Origin of the sequence: Pseudoalteromonas sp. TB64 (genome assembly GCF_000498095.1) — a bacterium.
Classification (GTDB): domain Bacteria; phylum Pseudomonadota; class Gammaproteobacteria; order Enterobacterales; family Alteromonadaceae; genus Pseudoalteromonas.
In genome coordinates this window covers 23,526-39,884 of record NZ_AUTQ01000230.1, presented here as the reverse complement: position 1 = coordinate 39,884, position 16,359 = coordinate 23,526, and the positions used below count along the sequence as shown (strand labels likewise).

General features: G+C 34.1%; 23 protein-coding genes and 1 pseudogene. 8 read left to right on the top strand and 16 right to left on the bottom strand.

What is annotated here, in order from left to right; translation table 11 throughout:
- Positions 1 to 62: 62 nt before the first annotated feature.
- The 3 genes from L647_RS0119490 to L647_RS0119480 all read right to left on the bottom strand — a co-directional run bounded on the left by L647_RS0119490 (position 63) and on the right by L647_RS0119480 (position 2,294).
- Positions 63 to 944, bottom strand: coding sequence for an alpha/beta hydrolase-fold protein (locus L647_RS0119490; protein ID WP_024612516.1), 882 nt, complete (start codon positions 942 to 944; stop codon positions 63 to 65).
- Between the two features lie 35 nt (positions 945 to 979).
- A complete protein-coding gene (locus L647_RS0119485) occupies positions 980 to 1,591 on the bottom strand; it encodes a MarC family protein (RefSeq protein WP_024612515.1) in 612 nt (203 codons plus the stop codon).
- A gap of 145 nt (positions 1,592 to 1,736) precedes the next feature.
- Entirely contained in the window at positions 1,737 to 2,294 is a 558-nt protein-coding gene (locus tag L647_RS0119480; RefSeq protein ID WP_024612514.1) for a GNAT family N-acetyltransferase, read from the bottom strand.
- Between the two features lie 95 nt (positions 2,295 to 2,389).
- Here L647_RS0119480 and L647_RS0119475 point away from each other — a divergent pair, with 95 nt between their 5' ends.
- Positions 2,390 to 2,593 carry a hypothetical protein gene (locus L647_RS0119475; protein WP_024612513.1) on the top strand — a complete coding sequence of 68 codons (204 nt, stop codon included), beginning with the start codon at positions 2,390 to 2,392 and terminating at the stop codon, positions 2,591 to 2,593.
- Positions 2,594 to 2,796: 203 nt separating this feature from the next.
- Positions 2,797 to 3,396 (top strand): peptide-methionine (S)-S-oxide reductase MsrA, encoded by a 600-nt coding sequence (gene msrA, locus L647_RS0119470; RefSeq protein WP_024612512.1) that lies wholly within the window; start codon positions 2,797 to 2,799, stop codon positions 3,394 to 3,396.
- A 70-nt stretch (positions 3,397 to 3,466) separates the two neighbouring features.
- Here the strand turns inward: msrA and L647_RS0119465 are convergent, their stop codons facing one another.
- Together L647_RS0119465 and L647_RS0119460 are read right to left on the bottom strand one after the other, a co-directional pair.
- Complete coding sequence (locus L647_RS0119465) at positions 3,467 to 3,703, bottom strand: hypothetical protein (protein WP_024612511.1); 237 nt, start codon at positions 3,701 to 3,703, stop codon at positions 3,467 to 3,469.
- Positions 3,704 to 3,776: 73 nt separating this feature from the next.
- Positions 3,777 to 4,790 (bottom strand): DUF5924 family protein, encoded by a 1,014-nt coding sequence (locus tag L647_RS0119460; protein WP_024612510.1) that lies wholly within the window; start codon positions 4,788 to 4,790, stop codon positions 3,777 to 3,779.
- A gap of 320 nt (positions 4,791 to 5,110) precedes the next feature.
- Between L647_RS0119460 and L647_RS0119455 the strand changes: the two genes are divergently transcribed.
- Entirely contained in the window at positions 5,111 to 5,425 is a 315-nt protein-coding gene (locus L647_RS0119455) for a hypothetical protein (protein WP_024612509.1), read from the top strand.
- Here the strand turns inward: L647_RS0119455 and L647_RS0119450 are convergent.
- The 3 genes from L647_RS0119450 to L647_RS0119440 form a co-directional block, all read right to left on the bottom strand.
- Positions 5,417 to 5,806 carry a hypothetical protein gene (locus L647_RS0119450; RefSeq protein WP_024612508.1) on the bottom strand — a complete coding sequence of 130 codons (390 nt, stop codon included), beginning with the start codon at positions 5,804 to 5,806 and terminating at the stop codon, positions 5,417 to 5,419. The genes L647_RS0119455 and L647_RS0119450 overlap by 9 nt on opposite strands.
- Before the next feature lie 88 nt (positions 5,807 to 5,894).
- Complete coding sequence (locus L647_RS1000000126070; protein WP_158001080.1) at positions 5,895 to 6,047, bottom strand: hypothetical protein; 153 nt, start codon at positions 6,045 to 6,047, stop codon at positions 5,895 to 5,897.
- Between the two features lie 144 nt (positions 6,048 to 6,191).
- Positions 6,192 to 6,596 carry an RDD family protein gene (locus L647_RS0119440; RefSeq protein WP_024612507.1) on the bottom strand — a complete coding sequence of 135 codons (405 nt, stop codon included), beginning with the start codon at positions 6,594 to 6,596 and terminating at the stop codon, positions 6,192 to 6,194.
- A gap of 674 nt (positions 6,597 to 7,270) precedes the next feature.
- Here L647_RS0119440 and L647_RS0119435 point away from each other — a divergent pair.
- Together L647_RS0119435 and L647_RS0119430 are read left to right on the top strand one after the other, a co-directional pair.
- A complete protein-coding gene (locus L647_RS0119435) occupies positions 7,271 to 8,248 on the top strand; it encodes a DUF1852 domain-containing protein (RefSeq protein ID WP_024612506.1) in 978 nt (325 codons plus the stop codon).
- A 78-nt stretch (positions 8,249 to 8,326) separates the two neighbouring features.
- Positions 8,327 to 9,358, top strand: coding sequence for a methionine synthase (locus L647_RS0119430; protein ID WP_024612505.1), 1,032 nt, complete (start codon positions 8,327 to 8,329; stop codon positions 9,356 to 9,358).
- 218 nt (positions 9,359 to 9,576) lie between these two features.
- Here L647_RS0119430 and L647_RS0119425 read toward each other — a convergent pair whose 3' ends face one another.
- Positions 9,577 to 9,834, bottom strand: coding sequence for a hypothetical protein (locus L647_RS0119425; protein ID WP_024612504.1), 258 nt, complete (start codon positions 9,832 to 9,834; stop codon positions 9,577 to 9,579).
- Between the two features lie 201 nt (positions 9,835 to 10,035).
- Complete coding sequence (locus L647_RS0119420; protein ID WP_024612503.1) at positions 10,036 to 10,791, bottom strand: ATP-binding protein; 756 nt, start codon at positions 10,789 to 10,791, stop codon at positions 10,036 to 10,038.
- A 1,000-nt stretch (positions 10,792 to 11,791) separates the two neighbouring features.
- Here L647_RS0119420 and L647_RS1000000126585 point away from each other — a divergent pair.
- Genes L647_RS1000000126585 through L647_RS1000000126575 form a run of 3 tightly spaced genes read left to right on the top strand, consistent with a single transcriptional unit; the run spans position 11,792 to position 12,909 of the window.
- On the top strand, positions 11,792 to 12,406 hold the full coding sequence (locus tag L647_RS1000000126585; protein ID WP_050582007.1) for an ISAs1 family transposase: 615 nt from the start codon (positions 11,792 to 11,794) through the stop codon (positions 12,404 to 12,406).
- Positions 12,407 to 12,430: 24 nt separating this feature from the next.
- Complete coding sequence (locus L647_RS1000000126580) at positions 12,431 to 12,724, top strand: hypothetical protein (RefSeq protein ID WP_253948910.1); 294 nt, start codon at positions 12,431 to 12,433, stop codon at positions 12,722 to 12,724.
- On the top strand, positions 12,691 to 12,909 hold the full coding sequence (locus L647_RS1000000126575; protein ID WP_033024530.1) for a hypothetical protein: 219 nt from the start codon (positions 12,691 to 12,693) through the stop codon (positions 12,907 to 12,909). The genes L647_RS1000000126580 and L647_RS1000000126575 overlap by 34 nt, the downstream gene beginning before the upstream one ends.
- A 138-nt stretch (positions 12,910 to 13,047) precedes the next feature.
- On the opposite strand, the gene L647_RS0119405 is transcribed toward L647_RS1000000126575, so the two are convergent.
- The 6 genes and pseudogenes from L647_RS0119405 to L647_RS1000000126160 form a co-directional block, all read right to left on the bottom strand.
- Positions 13,048 to 13,272, bottom strand: coding sequence for a hypothetical protein (locus L647_RS0119405; RefSeq protein ID WP_024612502.1), 225 nt, complete (start codon positions 13,270 to 13,272; stop codon positions 13,048 to 13,050).
- A gap of 103 nt (positions 13,273 to 13,375) precedes the next feature.
- Positions 13,376 to 13,891, bottom strand: coding sequence for a hypothetical protein (locus tag L647_RS0119400; protein WP_024612501.1), 516 nt, complete (start codon positions 13,889 to 13,891; stop codon positions 13,376 to 13,378).
- A gap of 57 nt (positions 13,892 to 13,948) precedes the next feature.
- Positions 13,949 to 14,458 (bottom strand): hypothetical protein, encoded by a 510-nt coding sequence (locus L647_RS0119395; RefSeq protein ID WP_024612500.1) that lies wholly within the window; start codon positions 14,456 to 14,458, stop codon positions 13,949 to 13,951.
- Positions 14,459 to 14,618: 160 nt separating this feature from the next.
- The gene (locus L647_RS0119390; protein WP_024612499.1) at positions 14,619 to 14,966 is read right to left on the bottom strand and encodes a hypothetical protein; all 348 of its coding nucleotides are present in this window, start codon (positions 14,964 to 14,966) and stop codon (positions 14,619 to 14,621) included.
- 65 nt (positions 14,967 to 15,031) lie between these two features.
- Positions 15,032 to 15,229: a hypothetical protein gene (locus L647_RS1000000126065; protein WP_024612498.1), complete on the bottom strand. Its 198-nt coding sequence runs from the start codon at positions 15,227 to 15,229 to the stop codon at positions 15,032 to 15,034.
- Between the two features lie 474 nt (positions 15,230 to 15,703).
- Positions 15,704 to 16,358: pseudogene (locus L647_RS1000000126160) on the bottom strand (integrase core domain-containing protein); the annotation flags it as partial.
- Position 16,359 lies beyond the last annotated feature (1 nt).

Below are 16,359 nucleotides of genomic sequence, written 5' to 3'. Positions count from 1 at the left end.
TAAAAATATATAAAACAGCATTAACTGTATATTTATACAGTTAATACTTAAACCAAACAAACTTACTCTTTAATAAACTTATTATACCCCGCCAAAGCAGTAGCTACGCTAAGCGGTAGATTATCTGAGTGCTCTGCACCTGCATTTATAGCACTTTGCCACACAAGGTTATTATTAGGATTTGCTGTTAAAGCTGACTCTAAATTATTAAACGCCTCTAACATTAATGGGTTCTCTGCTCCACCCACAGATATATACAAATAAGTACGTGATTTAAGTCTGCTAGATTCGTTTTGTAAAAATGTCTCTACTCTTTTAACTACGGTCATGTCGTCATACCAAGCTGCAGGACTAAATGCAAAGTAGCCATTAAACAATTCAGGCTTTGTATGCAGTGTATAAAGTACAAAGCTCCCTCCAGCCGAAAACCCACTTAAAATACGATTATCAGTAAGCTTATAGTTAGCCGACAAATACGGGAGTAGCTCTGTTTCTATAAATTGCAAAAACTTATCGGCTTCCCCATTCGGTTCAGGAAGTGTTTCAAGCTCTAAACGAGGCTCTGTATTTACCTCTTGTCGAGCATAAGGAGGCACTAAATCGCGATTGCGTGTATCAGTAAAAAATAAATTAGGAATAGACACCAATATAGCCTTATCCCCTTTTTCACTTTTGGCTTGCTTTGTAAGTGTTTGATCCCATGTTTCTAAATTAAAATTACCATCTGTTTTAATAATTAATGGGTACGCTTTTTTGGGATTGTAATTAGCGGGTAATCTAATAAACACTTTGCGGGATTCGTTAAGCACTTTAGAGTTAATTGTTATATCTGTATAGGCAGATACATAATGGTTGTAATAACGAATGGCTAAAATACCTAAAGCAAATATTACAATGGCTAAACTTAAATTTATAAAATAGTGTTTTGCTATTTTTACAGCCATACGGCATTTCCTAAATATTGAATTAACAACTAATTTTAATCTAGCTTAACCCATTGTTTTATTTCAAGCGCAGTCATAATAAGCTCTACTGAAAACGCAGCTAATATCATCCCCATCACGCGCGTTAAAATAGATGCTCCACCAGTACCAATTAGCTTAATAATTTTACCCGACAGTAATAACAATATTAATGTAATGCCCAATACGCCAAGTGTAACAAGGGCTGTGCCTATCTGAGTCGAAATTGGATGTATATGGTTATCGGTAAGTAATATAACCGCTAATATAGCGCCTGGAGTTGCTGTTGCAGGTATGGCAAGCGGGAATACTGCAATATCGTGCTCTGGATCTTGCTTTGCTTTATTTGAGTCGCTACCAAAAATCATCTGTAAACCAAATAAAAACAATATAATACCGCCCCCTAATTGAAACGATACTAACCTAATACCCATTGCATTAAGTATAAGTTGACCAATTAAAATAGAGCCTAATAATACACACCCTGCATAGAGCACCGTTTTAAAGGCTGTTTTACGACGTTGTTGATCTGTTAGGTGTGAGGTTAGCGCAGCAAACAGCGCCATAGTTCCTATTGGGTCTATGGTAGCCCAAATAACGAGGGCATCTTGGAAGAGTTTTTCTAGCATATAAAATCCTTGTTAAGCGAACACGTTTAATAAAACTCGGGTAACAAATTCATTTGCTTACACTTCATCATTATTTAAAGTGATTATTTTTATAACATTATAGACTCTTTTCTAATTAAATATTCAAAAGTGGTTATTAAACATTTTAGCTTTTTAAGCACTTAAACCAAATTTCGCTTTTATCCTTACCATCATTTTCATCTAACTTTAAATCACCCACTCCACACATACTTTGTATGACCGCTTTACTCGTAAGCGAAAATCCAAGTTTAGTTAATAAAGTATGCGAACGTATATTTTGCGTACTCACCTCAGCAAAAAGGTAGTTTATTTGCTGTACGCTTGGCAAAGCACTTATAAAACCCACCAGCGCTTCAAACATTAAACCTTGTTGCCAAAAAAGCGGATCGAGTTCAAAACCAATAAATGCAGTCTTACTTGTATGTTCTATTTTATATAAACCACATGTGCCTATTAAATCTCTATCTGTATTATGTTCAATTGCTAGACGAATAACTTCGCCCTCGTAGTATGCGCTTATATCGTCTTGTATTAATTGTTTAATATCGGCTTTGCTAAGCGGAGTTTTATAATCATTAAATTGAGCAACAAGTGGATTATTTAAAATAGTAAATAATTTAGCGGCATGCTTATGAGTGATCAAACGCAGAGTAACGCGAGGTAACTTTAAATTTTTAAACATTTATTTTTAGTTAGTCAGTTGAAATAGCTCTTTATGGAAATACATTATTAACTTACCATATCCCATTAACAAGTATTATATGAGTGCACATTCCCATGAACGACGAGTTTAAAGTAATACAACCCACAACGACTGTCTATTGCCCAAAGCGCGGCGAAGGCTGGACCCTAACAGGTATTACTAATATTAATGAATTCACCTCAGTGATGTTTGACGGTACACGCTACACCCTCCCTGCTCGCGAAATAGTTGAGGAGCTTTTGCCAAACCAATTAGCAAGAGAACAACAAAATAAGTAACAAGCTGTTTAACCACTTATCAGTAATAGGCTGCCTATTAAGTTATTAGGTAGCCTTTTTGTTATCAATTCTTTGTGCATATCTATTTATAGTCACTTCAAAAATTAGCACTTAATAAAAATGAAAGACGTTTTGTAAATAACAGGTCTAATTGTATAACTACATAGCGCTTTATACATTCATCATTTAGATGTGAGATTTTTATGAAAAAAATATTAGGCATAGTTTTAACTTCATCTGTACTGTTTTATGCGTCACTCGCCCATGCAGATAAAACCGAAAAAGCCGTTTTAGCCGGTGGTTGTTTTTGGTGTATGGAAAGCGATTTTGAAAAGCTAGAAGGCGTAACTGACGTTATTTCTGGTTTTACTGGTGGGGAGTTAAAAAACCCAACATACAATGGTAATCATCGTGGTCATTACGAAGCGGTCGAAATTACATACGACCCTGCAATAGTAAGCTATAAAGGTATACTCGATCATTACTGGGTGAATATTGATCCCTTTGATGCACGAGGTCAATTTTGTGATAAGGGTCCAAGTTACCTAAGTGCTATATTTGTTGCTAATGAACAAGAGCGTAAATTAGCTGAAAAAACAAAAGAAGCCGTAATAGCTGAATTTCCAAATCAAACCGTTGTTACGCCAATATTAAACGCGAGTACCTTCTATCCTATTAAAGGAAAAGAGAGCTACCACCAAGATTATTATAAAAACAACTCAATTCGTTACAATACTTACCGCTGGCGTTGTGGACGAGATAGCCGCTTAGAAGATATTTGGGGCGATAGAGCTACTCATTAAACGCAATGAGATAAAGTCACCTCATTGTATTAATAGCTAAGGGCTGCTTTAAATAAGCAGCCCTTATAAATTAATAACTTAAATAAGCCATAAAGATAATTAATACAACATAAAAACAAAAACCTAATAGAAATATTAAATCAACCTTTCTAGCTTTGCTCGCTCTATACGATGCAAAGTCTTTAAGCTCGCCTTTATACCGCCCAAGCGTTACCACTTTTAAAAGTAACCAGCCGGTCGAGTAAAACAAAAAGCTCAAACCAGTTTCAATTATTAGCCAAATAAAAATTTCAAATGCAATACTCATAACTTATATCCATTAGTTAAGTATGCAAAAAACAATATCAGCTATTTGTTCAAATTGCAGCCAACTGAGTTAGTTAAGGTGTAACAATAAATTTCGTTAAACCAATTAATTGACCAGATTCAGTAACTACCTTAACTTGCCACTTACCTACAGCATCACTTGGAAAGTTTACTTTATGAGTCCATGCTCTATAACCAAGCTCTCGTCCGCCATTTATATTTAGCGTTATCCGATCAACTTCTTTTTTATTATGTATCCATACATGAAATATTTTTTCATTTAAGCCTCTTGGCGCTTTAACGGCTGTCCAGCTATATAAACCTTGATGATGCAGCGTATAAGAATCTAACTGTTTAATACTCCCTACGGGCTTTTTATGTTGTAAGTCAACTTCATGAGCCAGTGTAATATCAGTTAAACGCAATGCTGCCGGTGGTATATAGCTTTTAAGCTGCCAAATACCAGCGCTTAATGAAGATAAAACAAGCACAAGAATAGGAAACCGCCACCAGCGCACATTAGGCATTAAATTACCTAAACTAGGAAGTGTAATAATTACAGCAGTAACTAAAGCAATTACGAGGCTTTGGCTTGTTGTAAGATTTAATAAAATGGGTAAAGTTACAAGCAATACAACAAACAAAGCAAAATTATGAAATATACTAAATAATGTACGATTTTTGGCTAGCTTCTTGTAATAAAAGGGATCAATAACTGAGGCAACGGCACATAAAATAATTAGCGAAGTAAAAATGGCTTGTGGATGATCCCACTGAGTAACAGCCAAAAAGAAGGGTAAAGCAAAAAATAGACTTTCTTGCTGTACCATCTGTAATGCAAAACGCATTACGTTAGGAGAAACAGCAATACCAAATTTTTCTTCCACCTTATCACGCAGCCAATTATCAATAATCAACCACAACCAACTAACAAGCAAAAATATAGCAATAACCTGCGAAAACGACTCTTTTCTATCAACAAGTACAAAACTAGCAACACCAGATAAAAAAGCTAAAACAGCAAGTAAACCAGGACGTTTTTGCATTGCATTTATGAATTTTGTTATTAAATTTTTTAAGTAATCCATCTATTAGTACTTCCTTACGGGTATATACTCTACAGAGTAATATTTAAGTTCGTAATTTTACCTACCTCTAAATGAACTACAGATAGACGAGATATAAAAACTTTATTCACAACAGGGTCTTAGTAAATTGTTTTAACTATAATGTAAGGTTAAATAATCAGATAAATTTTTAGTTAAATGCAATACAGTTATGGGCTCTAATAGATAATGAAATATCATGTGTATTGTTCAGTCAGCAAAAGCGTGGATTATTAGTTAGGTAAGTAGTTGGATAAGCTTATTAAAAAACTCGCAAAGCAACCACTATGTGGAAATAGTAAATGGAAGTAAAAATGTTTGTAAGTGTCAGTAATTTTAAACGTATATTATGGAATAAGTTATCGGGGTCAATCTATTGGTTACTTGTTTGGCCTTATGCGAGTATGATTTTTAAATCAAACCCCCACTATCCGGCTTACTTAAAGCCTATTGGCGTATTCCTCGTATCTTCAGAGTATTCTGCCCCAAAAGGGTACTATACCAGCATGCCTTATATTCTTAATGATATTTTGCCCGCAGTATGTTTTTGGATTGTATGGATAGTAATTATTATTGTGCTTCCTAGCCCTAAGTCTAAGTTCAAAAAATTAGCATAAGTTAGAAAACTGATTGCAACAGCTCGTATCCTTGCAGATAAAGTTTTTTACAACCCAACCTTTATTGTTATAAATATAGCCACTTCCACCAGCAAAAATGTCGTATGAATATGTTTTGTGGTCCATTATTAACTTCCCAGAATATTTACAAGGCATAATAAGTGACTCACCGTGTTCCTTTTCATTACTCACTTGCTCTGCATTATCAAAATACAAAGCAATTTCAGTTTTAGTAAGTAATAAATTATCACACACGTTATATTGCGTATTTTCCTCATCAATCACTTTTTTAAAAGTTAATATTTTAAAGTTATCTTCATAGTTAAAACTACAAGATACAATAAATAAAGCAGCTACTGCACACACAACATTCTTAGTCATAAATAATCTCTGTATTTAGCTTTTTAAGTAACTTTTTAAGTAATTATATGAATGTTCTTTAATTTAAATATTATTTACTATTTTAGAATCATTCATCATGGTCCTCTTTTAACTCTACAACCATTTTACCTGAGGCTAATCCTTTAGGCTCTTGTATGTTATTATTTTCAAGCTCTAAAACTAGCTTTTTCAGATTAGCTTTTATAAGTTTTTCTTTTAGTAATCGTTCAGCATCGGTCATTATCACCTCCTAATAGAGCCATTCATAAATATTGCTACAACTACCCAGTACTACAACTACATTTGCTATGTACTTTTATCTATATGTTAATTTTTATGCCATATCGAATTGGCACACCTAACAATAACGTAAATTAAAGGTTCATTACTTTTTAGGATTTTTGACGACGACTGTGTTTGCTAACATATCATGAAAACTTTGATGCTTTTTTGATACAAATAGCGGAATTATAAAAGCCAGATTAAACGATACTATAAGTGAAAATAGAAGCGACCTTTTAAATAATTGAAAAACAGTCGCCTTATTGCCAGTATTTGCATCCACGATGCTAAGACCAAATATTCTTTTTCCCACATTAATATTTAATACCCAATAAATAAAAAACATCATAGGTATATAGCAAAGCATAAGCCATTCAATCGGTATATTTTCATTAAACAGATTAAATGTTTTTCCTACTGTTGTTAGTACATACAATGGCAACATAACCAAAGTAATATCAATTATAAAAGCGGGAAACCGCAGTAAAGCTACTTTATTATCCGTCATTTTGTAATCATTCCTTTGAGCAAGTTAGTCAGTAGTATGTCTTTGATTTTACATTAACAGACATTTCACTCAAAAAAACGACCTCTGTTAATTAACAAATTAAAATCTGTCGAATAAATAACAACGCTATAGATTTTTGAGTAGCTAAACGCAAGTTACTCTTAGCTATCTAAACGTTATAAATGGGAGGAGCACCGTTCTGTGCATTTCAACAATACTTTAATTACACCACACAACAACATAAGCCGCTGTTTTTAAATGAAAATAAAACTTAAAAATAATAAAGCTATATAAATATTTATTTATTCTAGTTTAAAAAACAAGTGTTGAATATCATTCATGTTCAACATGAAATAAATACAAACAGCGAAAATGGAAGTCTAGACACCTACACTTCCCTACTAAAACCCTATAATTTCATCACGTATTTTGACTAATTTTTTTGTAATTGCATCTATTCATATCAAGTAATGAATATGACTCATGTTTTATGTGAAATTAAACCGTTTTTATTCATGTACCAACCCACGTATAAATTACTCATCACTTAGCGCTAAACACTATTACTAACAACTTAAAGCTGCTGAATAACAAACCAGCACACTAAGTTAAAAGGTTAATAAAGCGCAAAGCATCAATCAGGTTTAAATTATAAAAATTGGATACATAACACGATGAAAAAAGATTTTACATTTAACATTAAAAGCGTTTCACTCGACGAAAATTATCATCCATCAACCAATACACGTATCACAACCAATTTTGCTAATTTAGCAAGAGGTGAATACCGCCAAGCAAACTTGCGTAACGCCTTGAACATGATTAACAACCGCTTTAATGCCCTAGCCCATTGGGATAACACCAAAGGTGAGCGTTATGCTGTTGAGCTTGAAATTGTGTCTGTTGAGATAGGGATTGAAGACGGCGGCGAAAGCTTCCCCTCTATCGAAATATTAAAAACAAATATTGTTGATCATAAAACTAATAAGCGCATTGAAGGCATTGTAGGAAACAACTTTTCATCGTATGTGCGCGACTACGACTTTAGCGTACTCCTACAAGAGCATAACAAAGGAAAGTCTCAATTTAGTATTCCTGATGACTTTGGGGTTTTACATGGCAAACTATTTCAGTCATTCGTAAATTCGGATACATACAAACAAAACTTTAAAAAACCGCCGGTTATATGCCTAAGTGTGTCAGATAACAAAACCTACAACCGCACCGAAAACCAACACCCGGTACTTGGCGTAGAATACGAACCAAATGACTCATCTTTAACAGAGCAATACTTCAAAAAAATGGGCTTACAGATACGTTACTTTATGCCACAAAATAGTGCCGCACCTTTAGCATTGTTTTTCTTTGGTGATTTACTTAATGATTACAGCAATCTTGAGCTTATAAGCACCATTAGTACGATGGAAACGTTTCAAAAAATCTACAGACCAGAGATTTATAATGCCAATGCAACAGCGGGTAAATCATATAAACCAAACTTAAAAAACTTGGATCATTCATTAACTCAAATTGTGTATGACCGAGAAGAGCGCGGCAAGTTAGCAAATGAACAAGGCAAATTTGCACAAGAGCATTTTATCAAGCCGTACCAAACGGTTCTTGAGCAATTCTCTACTCGCTATCTGTCATAACAACTAATAGTAACAACCAGTAATAACGCGCTTAAAGCTACGTTTAATAATTAACTAAAATATACGGCATTATTTATTATGAAAAAATTACTACCTACATCTACCGCTGGCAGTTTACCTAAGCCTTTATGGCTTGCAGAGCCAGAAACACTTTGGTCACCTTGGAAATTACAAGGTGACGAATTAACCCAAGGTAAGCACGACGCCCTGCGTTTGTCATTATTCGACCAACAACAAGCAGGTATTGATATTGTTAGCGATGGCGAGCAAACAAGACAGCATTTTGTAACTACGTTTATAGAGCACCTAAACGGTGTTGATTTTGAAAAACGCAAAACAGTAAAAATTCGTGACCGATACGACGCAAGTGTACCCACCGTTGTTGGCCCTGTGAGCCGCCAAAAGTCTGTGTTTGTTGAAGACGCCAAGTTTTTACGAAAGCAAACAAAGCAACCTATAAAATGGGCTTTGCCAGGCCCAATGACCATGATAGACACATTATACGACGATCATTATAAAAGCCGCGAAAAACTAGCGTGGGAATTTGCCATAATTCTAAATCAAGAAGCAAAAGAGTTAGAAGCCGCAGGCGTTGATATTATTCAATTTGATGAGCCCGCGTTTAACGTGTTTTTTGATGAGGTAAACGACTGGGGTATTGCTACATTAGAGCGCGCAATTGAAGGTCTTAAATGCGAAACAGCTGTGCATATTTGCTACGGCTACGGCATTAAAGCCAATACAGATTGGAAAAAAACATTGGGAACTGAATGGCGACAGTACGAAGAGGCATTTCCTAAGCTTCAGCAATCTAATATCGATATTATCTCACTAGAGTGCCATAACTCCCATGTACCAATGGATTTACTAGAACTTATTCGCGGTAAAAAAGTAATGGTAGGCGCAATTGATGTAGCAAATCATACTATCGAAACGCCAGAAGAAGTAGCTAGTACACTGCGTAAAGCATTGCAATTTGTAGATGCCGACAAACTCTACCCGTGCACAAACTGCGGCATGGCACCTCTACCTCACCATATAGCCAGAGGTAAACTAAATGCCTTGAGCGCTGGGGCTGAAATTATCCGAAAAGAACTATCAGTAAAATAATCAAAATACTACACGTAGTAGAGTGCTCTATTTAATATAATTAGATTCAATAAATATGAATGCTCTACTAACCTGTAATCTTCGGCTTGTTCCAAATAAATATTTATAACGTCATTTAAAAATAATTTAATACGTTAAATTGCCCAAATATTTATGTAAAAAGGAATAAAAACAATATCTTTATTGTTCATGTTAAACTAAATATACCGCACTACTAATTAACGTAAATTCCAGTCAGCAACTAATTTAATGCTCACTTTATCACCACTCCAGTTTATCGGTTCTACTAATTGCACCATCTCAATTTCTTTCTCATTTAGTAATTCATTATCTTTATTATAAAGCCTAATATATCCAGCTTCATCACCTGCAGAGCTACCTGGCATAACAGGTAATATATTGTCATAGGAAAATAACTCAATTCTATATTGTTTATCAGGACTCATAAAAACAGAGTGCGGTGACGATAAAAGCATTTTCCTAAACGAGAGGATGTTTAATGATAATATAAACAATACACAGATTATTATTATTAAAATGATCGTTTTTTTACAATGTAATTTACTCAATTTTATCCCTACTTTGTAAAAGCATTTTGGATAGTTTATTTTACCTATCTCATCAAATCTGAATTATTGTTTATATTTATCAAACTTGCCTGCCGCATTACTGTTTTTTCAAACGTGATTAAATAACAGCTCAGCATAACGTTTCATTGGTACATTTATTATTGTTTGTAACGATATAGCTTTATCTATCAGCTCACTCTTAACTAATAAAGGCATAGTGTTGTTAAAAGCAAAAACGATTTTGTTGCCACCTTCTATTGTAAAACTTAGAATTCTTCCTTCAAACTCTTTATCGAGTAACTGGTCAAATTTTTCTTTAAGTTGCGCTTTGGTATGGCAAATATTAAGTACAAGTACGCCATCAAAAGTTAGCGCATTTTTACAATGCCGTAAGTAAGATGAATCCACCTGATCCGACTCCATACCTTCTGAACTATATAAATCAGAGAAAATAACATCCGTTTTTACCTGTGTTTTTTTCATATAATTTGCCGCATAATCAATATGAATAAAAAGACGATCTGATACAGGGACTCCAAAATATTTTATTGCCATGTCAGCAACTGCTTGGCGATACTCAACGGTATGTATAATAAGATCAGGAAAAGCATGATAAAGATTTTTTGCTATTGAGCCTGCACCAAGCCCCATAATCATCGCAGTTTTTAAATTTGGTATAAAAAAGAGTGCAGTCATCATTGCTTGTGTATAAGCAAGATTTAACCCATTGATGTTATTTAACTTGATGCAACTTTGATAAATTTTTCCATCAAAGCTAAGGATTAGATTTTTTGGGGTTTGATATACATAAACAGGGCCGTGCTCATCAGTAACTGATGCAATACAAGTGCCTTTAATATCCACGAATTCTCAATGCGTGATGTAATGAAAAATGAGTATAACTTACTTAACACAATGAAGGTTGTTAATATGACCTATTAAAAATAGCTCAAGTGATCGGCGTATCTTATTGTTGCATCGTGCTACCAATTTTCGACCAAGATTTTTAGTTTACTATTATTTTCTTTAAGCTCTACACCCTCGTAATAAGCTGATATGAAGATTAGGTTAATGCTTTTATTTACTCTGACCAGAAAGTACCGCCTATCTTGAAATCTGCACAAAGTAATCTAACCCTCCCGCATCAGCAAGGATAAAATATTTTTGAGAGAGTAACTACCCGGTAAAAACACCCGCTCATTTTCAACATCAGGAGGAACATTTATCTCACAGGGCTTATAGCGATAAAGAATAAGCGCAGAAATTTACGTCGATTAAATCAATTTAATATCACCTAAACTCAGGATGTTAGACCATCATATACGGGGGGAATTGCCGTCTTGAAGATAATCAATATTATATTTTAGATGTTGTTTCCAAAGAAAAAACTCAAAAATAGCTTTAAGATACAGTTGAAACACTGCTTTATTTAAGCACTTTGTAATCAACATTTCTAGGTAGTAAGAATGCGAGTTACCTATCTAACATAGCAAAATAAGAAAGACTAGCTGGAGTGATAATTATCGGGAGTGAATATACTTTAGTTTATAAATTAATCAAAGCATCTTTCCGCCTATACCTGGCTAAGGTCACGAATTTTAACCTTGACTTAAAGACTCCTTTCGTAAGGTGTATTCTTATGTCGATATTCAGTTATTCGATGACTCTCGTCAATAAGATAAAGTAGTTTATAAACTATTCGATATCATATCCTTAGCTGTCAGCGCCATTTCAAGGTTATATTAATAAGCTAGGTAACCGAAATGCGCTTTACATAGTTAGTACCTTACTGCCAGGGCAAGATCACGAACTTTACCTTGACTTAAAAATATGATCTTATACTTCTTTTTTAAGGAGTATACCCATGCCTAATATTCAGTTATTTAAATATTTCGAAACAATCGATGACCCTCGACAACAAGGCAAAGTGATTCATAAACTATTTGATATCATATTCTTAGCCGTTAGCGCTGTTGTGTCTGGATGCCAAGGCTGGGAGGATATTGAAGATTTTGGTCATGACAGATTAGATTGGCTCAGGAAATATGTTCCCCTAGAGCAAGGCATCCCTCGCCATGACACAATTGCTCGTGTGCTGAGCCGTATTGATATGACGCAATTTCAAGATTCTTTTTCTTCTTGGATGAAAGCATGCGCGAAATTAACCCAAGGCGACGTCGTAGCTATTGATGGGAAATGCTTAAAAGGGTCATTTAATCAGTCAGATAGGCGCGATGCACTTTATATGGTCAGTCCATTTGCATGCGAAAATGGTGTCGTTTTAGCGCAATGCCCTGTTGATAAAAAGTCGAATGAAATAACGGCGTTACCAACACTTCTTGAGTTACTTGAGATAAAGGGGTGCTTAGTCACAATTGACGCCATGGGATGTCAAAAATCAATTGCAGAAAAAATAGTGAGCAAAGAAGCTAATTATCTTCTTGCCGTGAAAGCAAATCATAAAGGACTTTTATCGTAAATAGAGAGGGCTTTATTACCGGAGGTGACACGACAAGCGTCTGAGGGGATTTTGTTTAATGAAGCTGATTATCAAAAAAACAGAGAGGAATTTAGGTGTTGTGCGGTGCGTCATGACGTAAGTAATTTACCAGAAACGATACACTGGGAAGGCGCAAAGACAGTGGGCGTTATTGTTTCTTATAGAAAGGAAAAAGGCAAAGTAAGCAATGAGTTATGTCATAGATACTATATCAGCTCAGCACTTTTAACGGCGGAAGAATTGGCAAGGTCAGCGCGGGAACATTGGCAAATAGAGAATGGCTTACATGGCGTTTAGACGTAGGGTTTAAAGAAGATGAGTGCCGAATTAGGCGCGAAGGTGCAGCGCCTGTATTTGCAGGGCTGAGACATATCGTATTTAATCAACTAAAAGCTGAAACAAGTTTTAGTAAAGGTATGCCAGCAAAACAGAAGAAAGCGATGCGCAGTACAACTTATCTTGAAAAGGTATTGAATCTATAGTGTTTTTTCATGCTCTTGCCCTGGTGTAGAAATGAGGTAGCAATAAAATTTATTTAGTAAATAGGCAATATAACAAACTATATAATTTTTTAAATATTTACTAAAAAACCTCATCTTGAAATTTTCATTATTTATTCGTTATGCTTTTTTATTAAGAAGCTTTTTATTTAATTTTTTTATAATTAAAATATACACAACAGGTGTAATACAAATATAAACAAGTAATGAAAATGCCAACAGTATTGCACCATTAACATTATTAGCTATAAAAAATAGCCCACATAAAACACATACCCAATAAGCAAAACCTAGCAATTCATCAAGTAAGCTAAATTTTATAAAATTAAATTTTTTGTTACTCATATTTAGCAGACCACTTGTTGTGTTCAAACCAATAATTATTTAGCAAATAGAAAAATTATTAAGATTAATAACTAATAAATATAGAAGTGAGGTGCCAGCGTTACTAAATAAAACTAACAGATGACAAAAATTCATCACTTTGTGTATTTAATCCAACGCACAATAAGTTATAAACACCCTGCTTATACATAAACATACGGTTTTTAACTGATTTACCCTCTTTACTTGTTATATTCATTTCGTAACCATTAACACCATCGTGCTCAATGTAGTTTTCGCTATTCATAACCCCACTAAAACGTCTAAGTAACCCCTGCCTACCAGGACGAATACCGTCTTCTAATGTGCCTTTAGGTACACCCTCGCCCAAATACTCCGATATTGAAACAACGCAAGAAGTGTCCTCATCTTTAGCTCTAAAAGTAGTAACTTTAAATTTACCATAACCGGTTATGTCATTTATCTTCGATGATATTTCTGGTTTGCTTAAAAAAGTAGCTTTAAAGTTATAATCTTCAAAAACGAGCTCTTGGGATGATGAGCTTAATAATGATGTTTCCGCCGTAAAATATTTATAAGCACCAAATGCAATTACTAAAATTAAAATATACTTAACCAAGGTACGTTATCCTTCTTCTTTTGTTTTTATTAGGCAGGTAAATAGAATTTTTACTCGTTAGTTGTAAGCCCAAGCATCCGTTATTGTTACTTCGCACTTGTTATAATTAGTTGTTTCTTTTTGAGCTATTCCTCTTACTCTAAAGTTAGTTAAAGTATTTGGTAAAATATTTAAATCGTCATCTGTTACAGATAACGTATCAACTAATACATTTTGATCAGTTACAAAATCTACCTGAAACTTTACTTGTTTAAACGAAAAATCAGAGTCATTTTCTATTTGCCCCATGCATGCTACATAAAGCCCATCGTTTTCGTTTTTACTACTAATTTCAGTTACTTTGGCGTTTAGGTTTTTCATTGCTTTATCTTCTTGCGCTGTAACAAAAATATTTTGATAAAAGATAAAGCCAAAAACCCCAACAATACATAAAGCTAATGCACCAATTAACACTGGGTTGTTTTCTAAATTAGAATATTTTGCTTGTAACGAAGTACATTGCGGACATTTTTTAGCACGTGCATCTATAGCGCTAAAACACATAATACATTCTTTCGTGCTGTGCATAACCATCCTTGATAACGGTGAAACAAAAAAGTAACTATTTTAATAAGCTTAAGTGTAACCATATAAACGCAACCGTAAACAAAAACTAGACTTTACTAAATCACAAGTTTAAACAAAGCAAAATTACTGTGTAAATAAGCAGTGTATTTTATGCACTGGTTTATATAGAAAATAATTTGGCTTTTTCATTATTTAACAGCCTATCTTTATTTCTATCGTAAATAACTTCGGCTTCGTCTTGAGTTATTACGCCTTGATCGAGTAAAAATTCTAAACTTTCTTTATATATTTCTAATTTTTTTGAGTTGTCGAATTCTGGTCTTATTTTAAGGCTTTTTATTTCTGTAGATAACATACTTTGAAACTCACTCAACTCTTTACTATTAGGATTATTGTTCCAAAGAGTCAGAGCCGGATTACCATTATTTCGAAAGCGATATACAACCACGTCTGTTATTTTATAAAAATACTGTTGAATGCATATTAATGCTGGTACTAAAAAAATCAAACCTGCGTTGAGTGACTTGGGATCTAAATTTATTGCCGACTCGATAAAAAAGCGAACAACACCAATTAAAAAAAAGCAGATAGACCTAACAGTATTAAAGGTCTATGAAAGTACTTATCTGACTCCTCATCAAGATCGAATAAACTAAAAACCTCTTCATTCATCCCTTTAATAGAAGATTGAGTAACTTTAACTTTCCCATTATCAAGCAGCTCTACTTTTTTACGTCCCTGCATAAATTTTTTCTGTTCAAATGTTCTCATTTATTATTCCCTAATATCATTACAGCTTTTTATGCTGAACATTTTGATTTCGTTAATGTTAAATATCAACCATATAATTTAAAATATATATCTGCATTATTATTACAGAAAGTTAAGATTAAGTAGCAAATTGAGGATTTACAATACTTGCTTGACATTAAATAAATAAAATTAATGCTAAGAGCAAGTACATTACTGAAAAGTTACTTATTATACTAAGGCGTGTTGACCTTTCGTGATTGATTTTGCAGCTGTATGTTTTGTATCTAAGCAAGGCAGATCATACGTGGTATGGTTATTCCCCATAAATAGGCGATAATGCAGCATAAATGTGTAATCCCCCATTTTAATGTAGTTTAACTGTAGAACTTCCGTTGTTTAACTTTTCCAGTTTTCGTATGGTGTTATACCAGTTATACCAGTTATACCAGTTATACCAGTTATACCAGTTATACCAGTTATACCAGTTATACCAGTTATACCAGTTATACCAATGTTAGGGCGTTCGTTATTAAAAGTCCACAACCAATCGGCAGTTATATCTTATAACTTACTAATATCATTGTAAATATAAAGAATTAGCCTGTTGTAACGAACCGTTCGCTTGAAGCGCTCTATCTACGCATTTTGTTGTGGATTATTGGGCTTAATAAATCGTAATTCGATATTATTATTCAGCGGTCATTGTGCGAGTTTATGGCTAATATATTCTGGACCATTATCATACCGAATAAGCTTAGGCTTAACGCCCACTCTATTATTTGATTTAATGAGCGGGTCACACGCTCATTAGAAGGTGATAAAGCAGCGTCAATAGTCTGTCCTTCACAATTAGAATAATCAATTACATTAAGTAAATATCACGCTCCGCATAACAGAACATGCATAAAATCCAAGCTCTTCAGCATACATTTAATTTAAACGTCTGTTTTCATCTTCAAGCTTTTTCATTCGCGTCATTAGATAGGTATCTATGTCACCGTATTTTACGCGCCATTTATAAAAGGTTGAGAGTTGACAATACCAAGTTCAAGACATAGCTCAGGATTGGCACACCGCTTTCAACTTACTCTAAAATAGCGAGAATTCGGTTGTTTACAAAATGTGCTTTTTTTAAACTTTCTCTTATG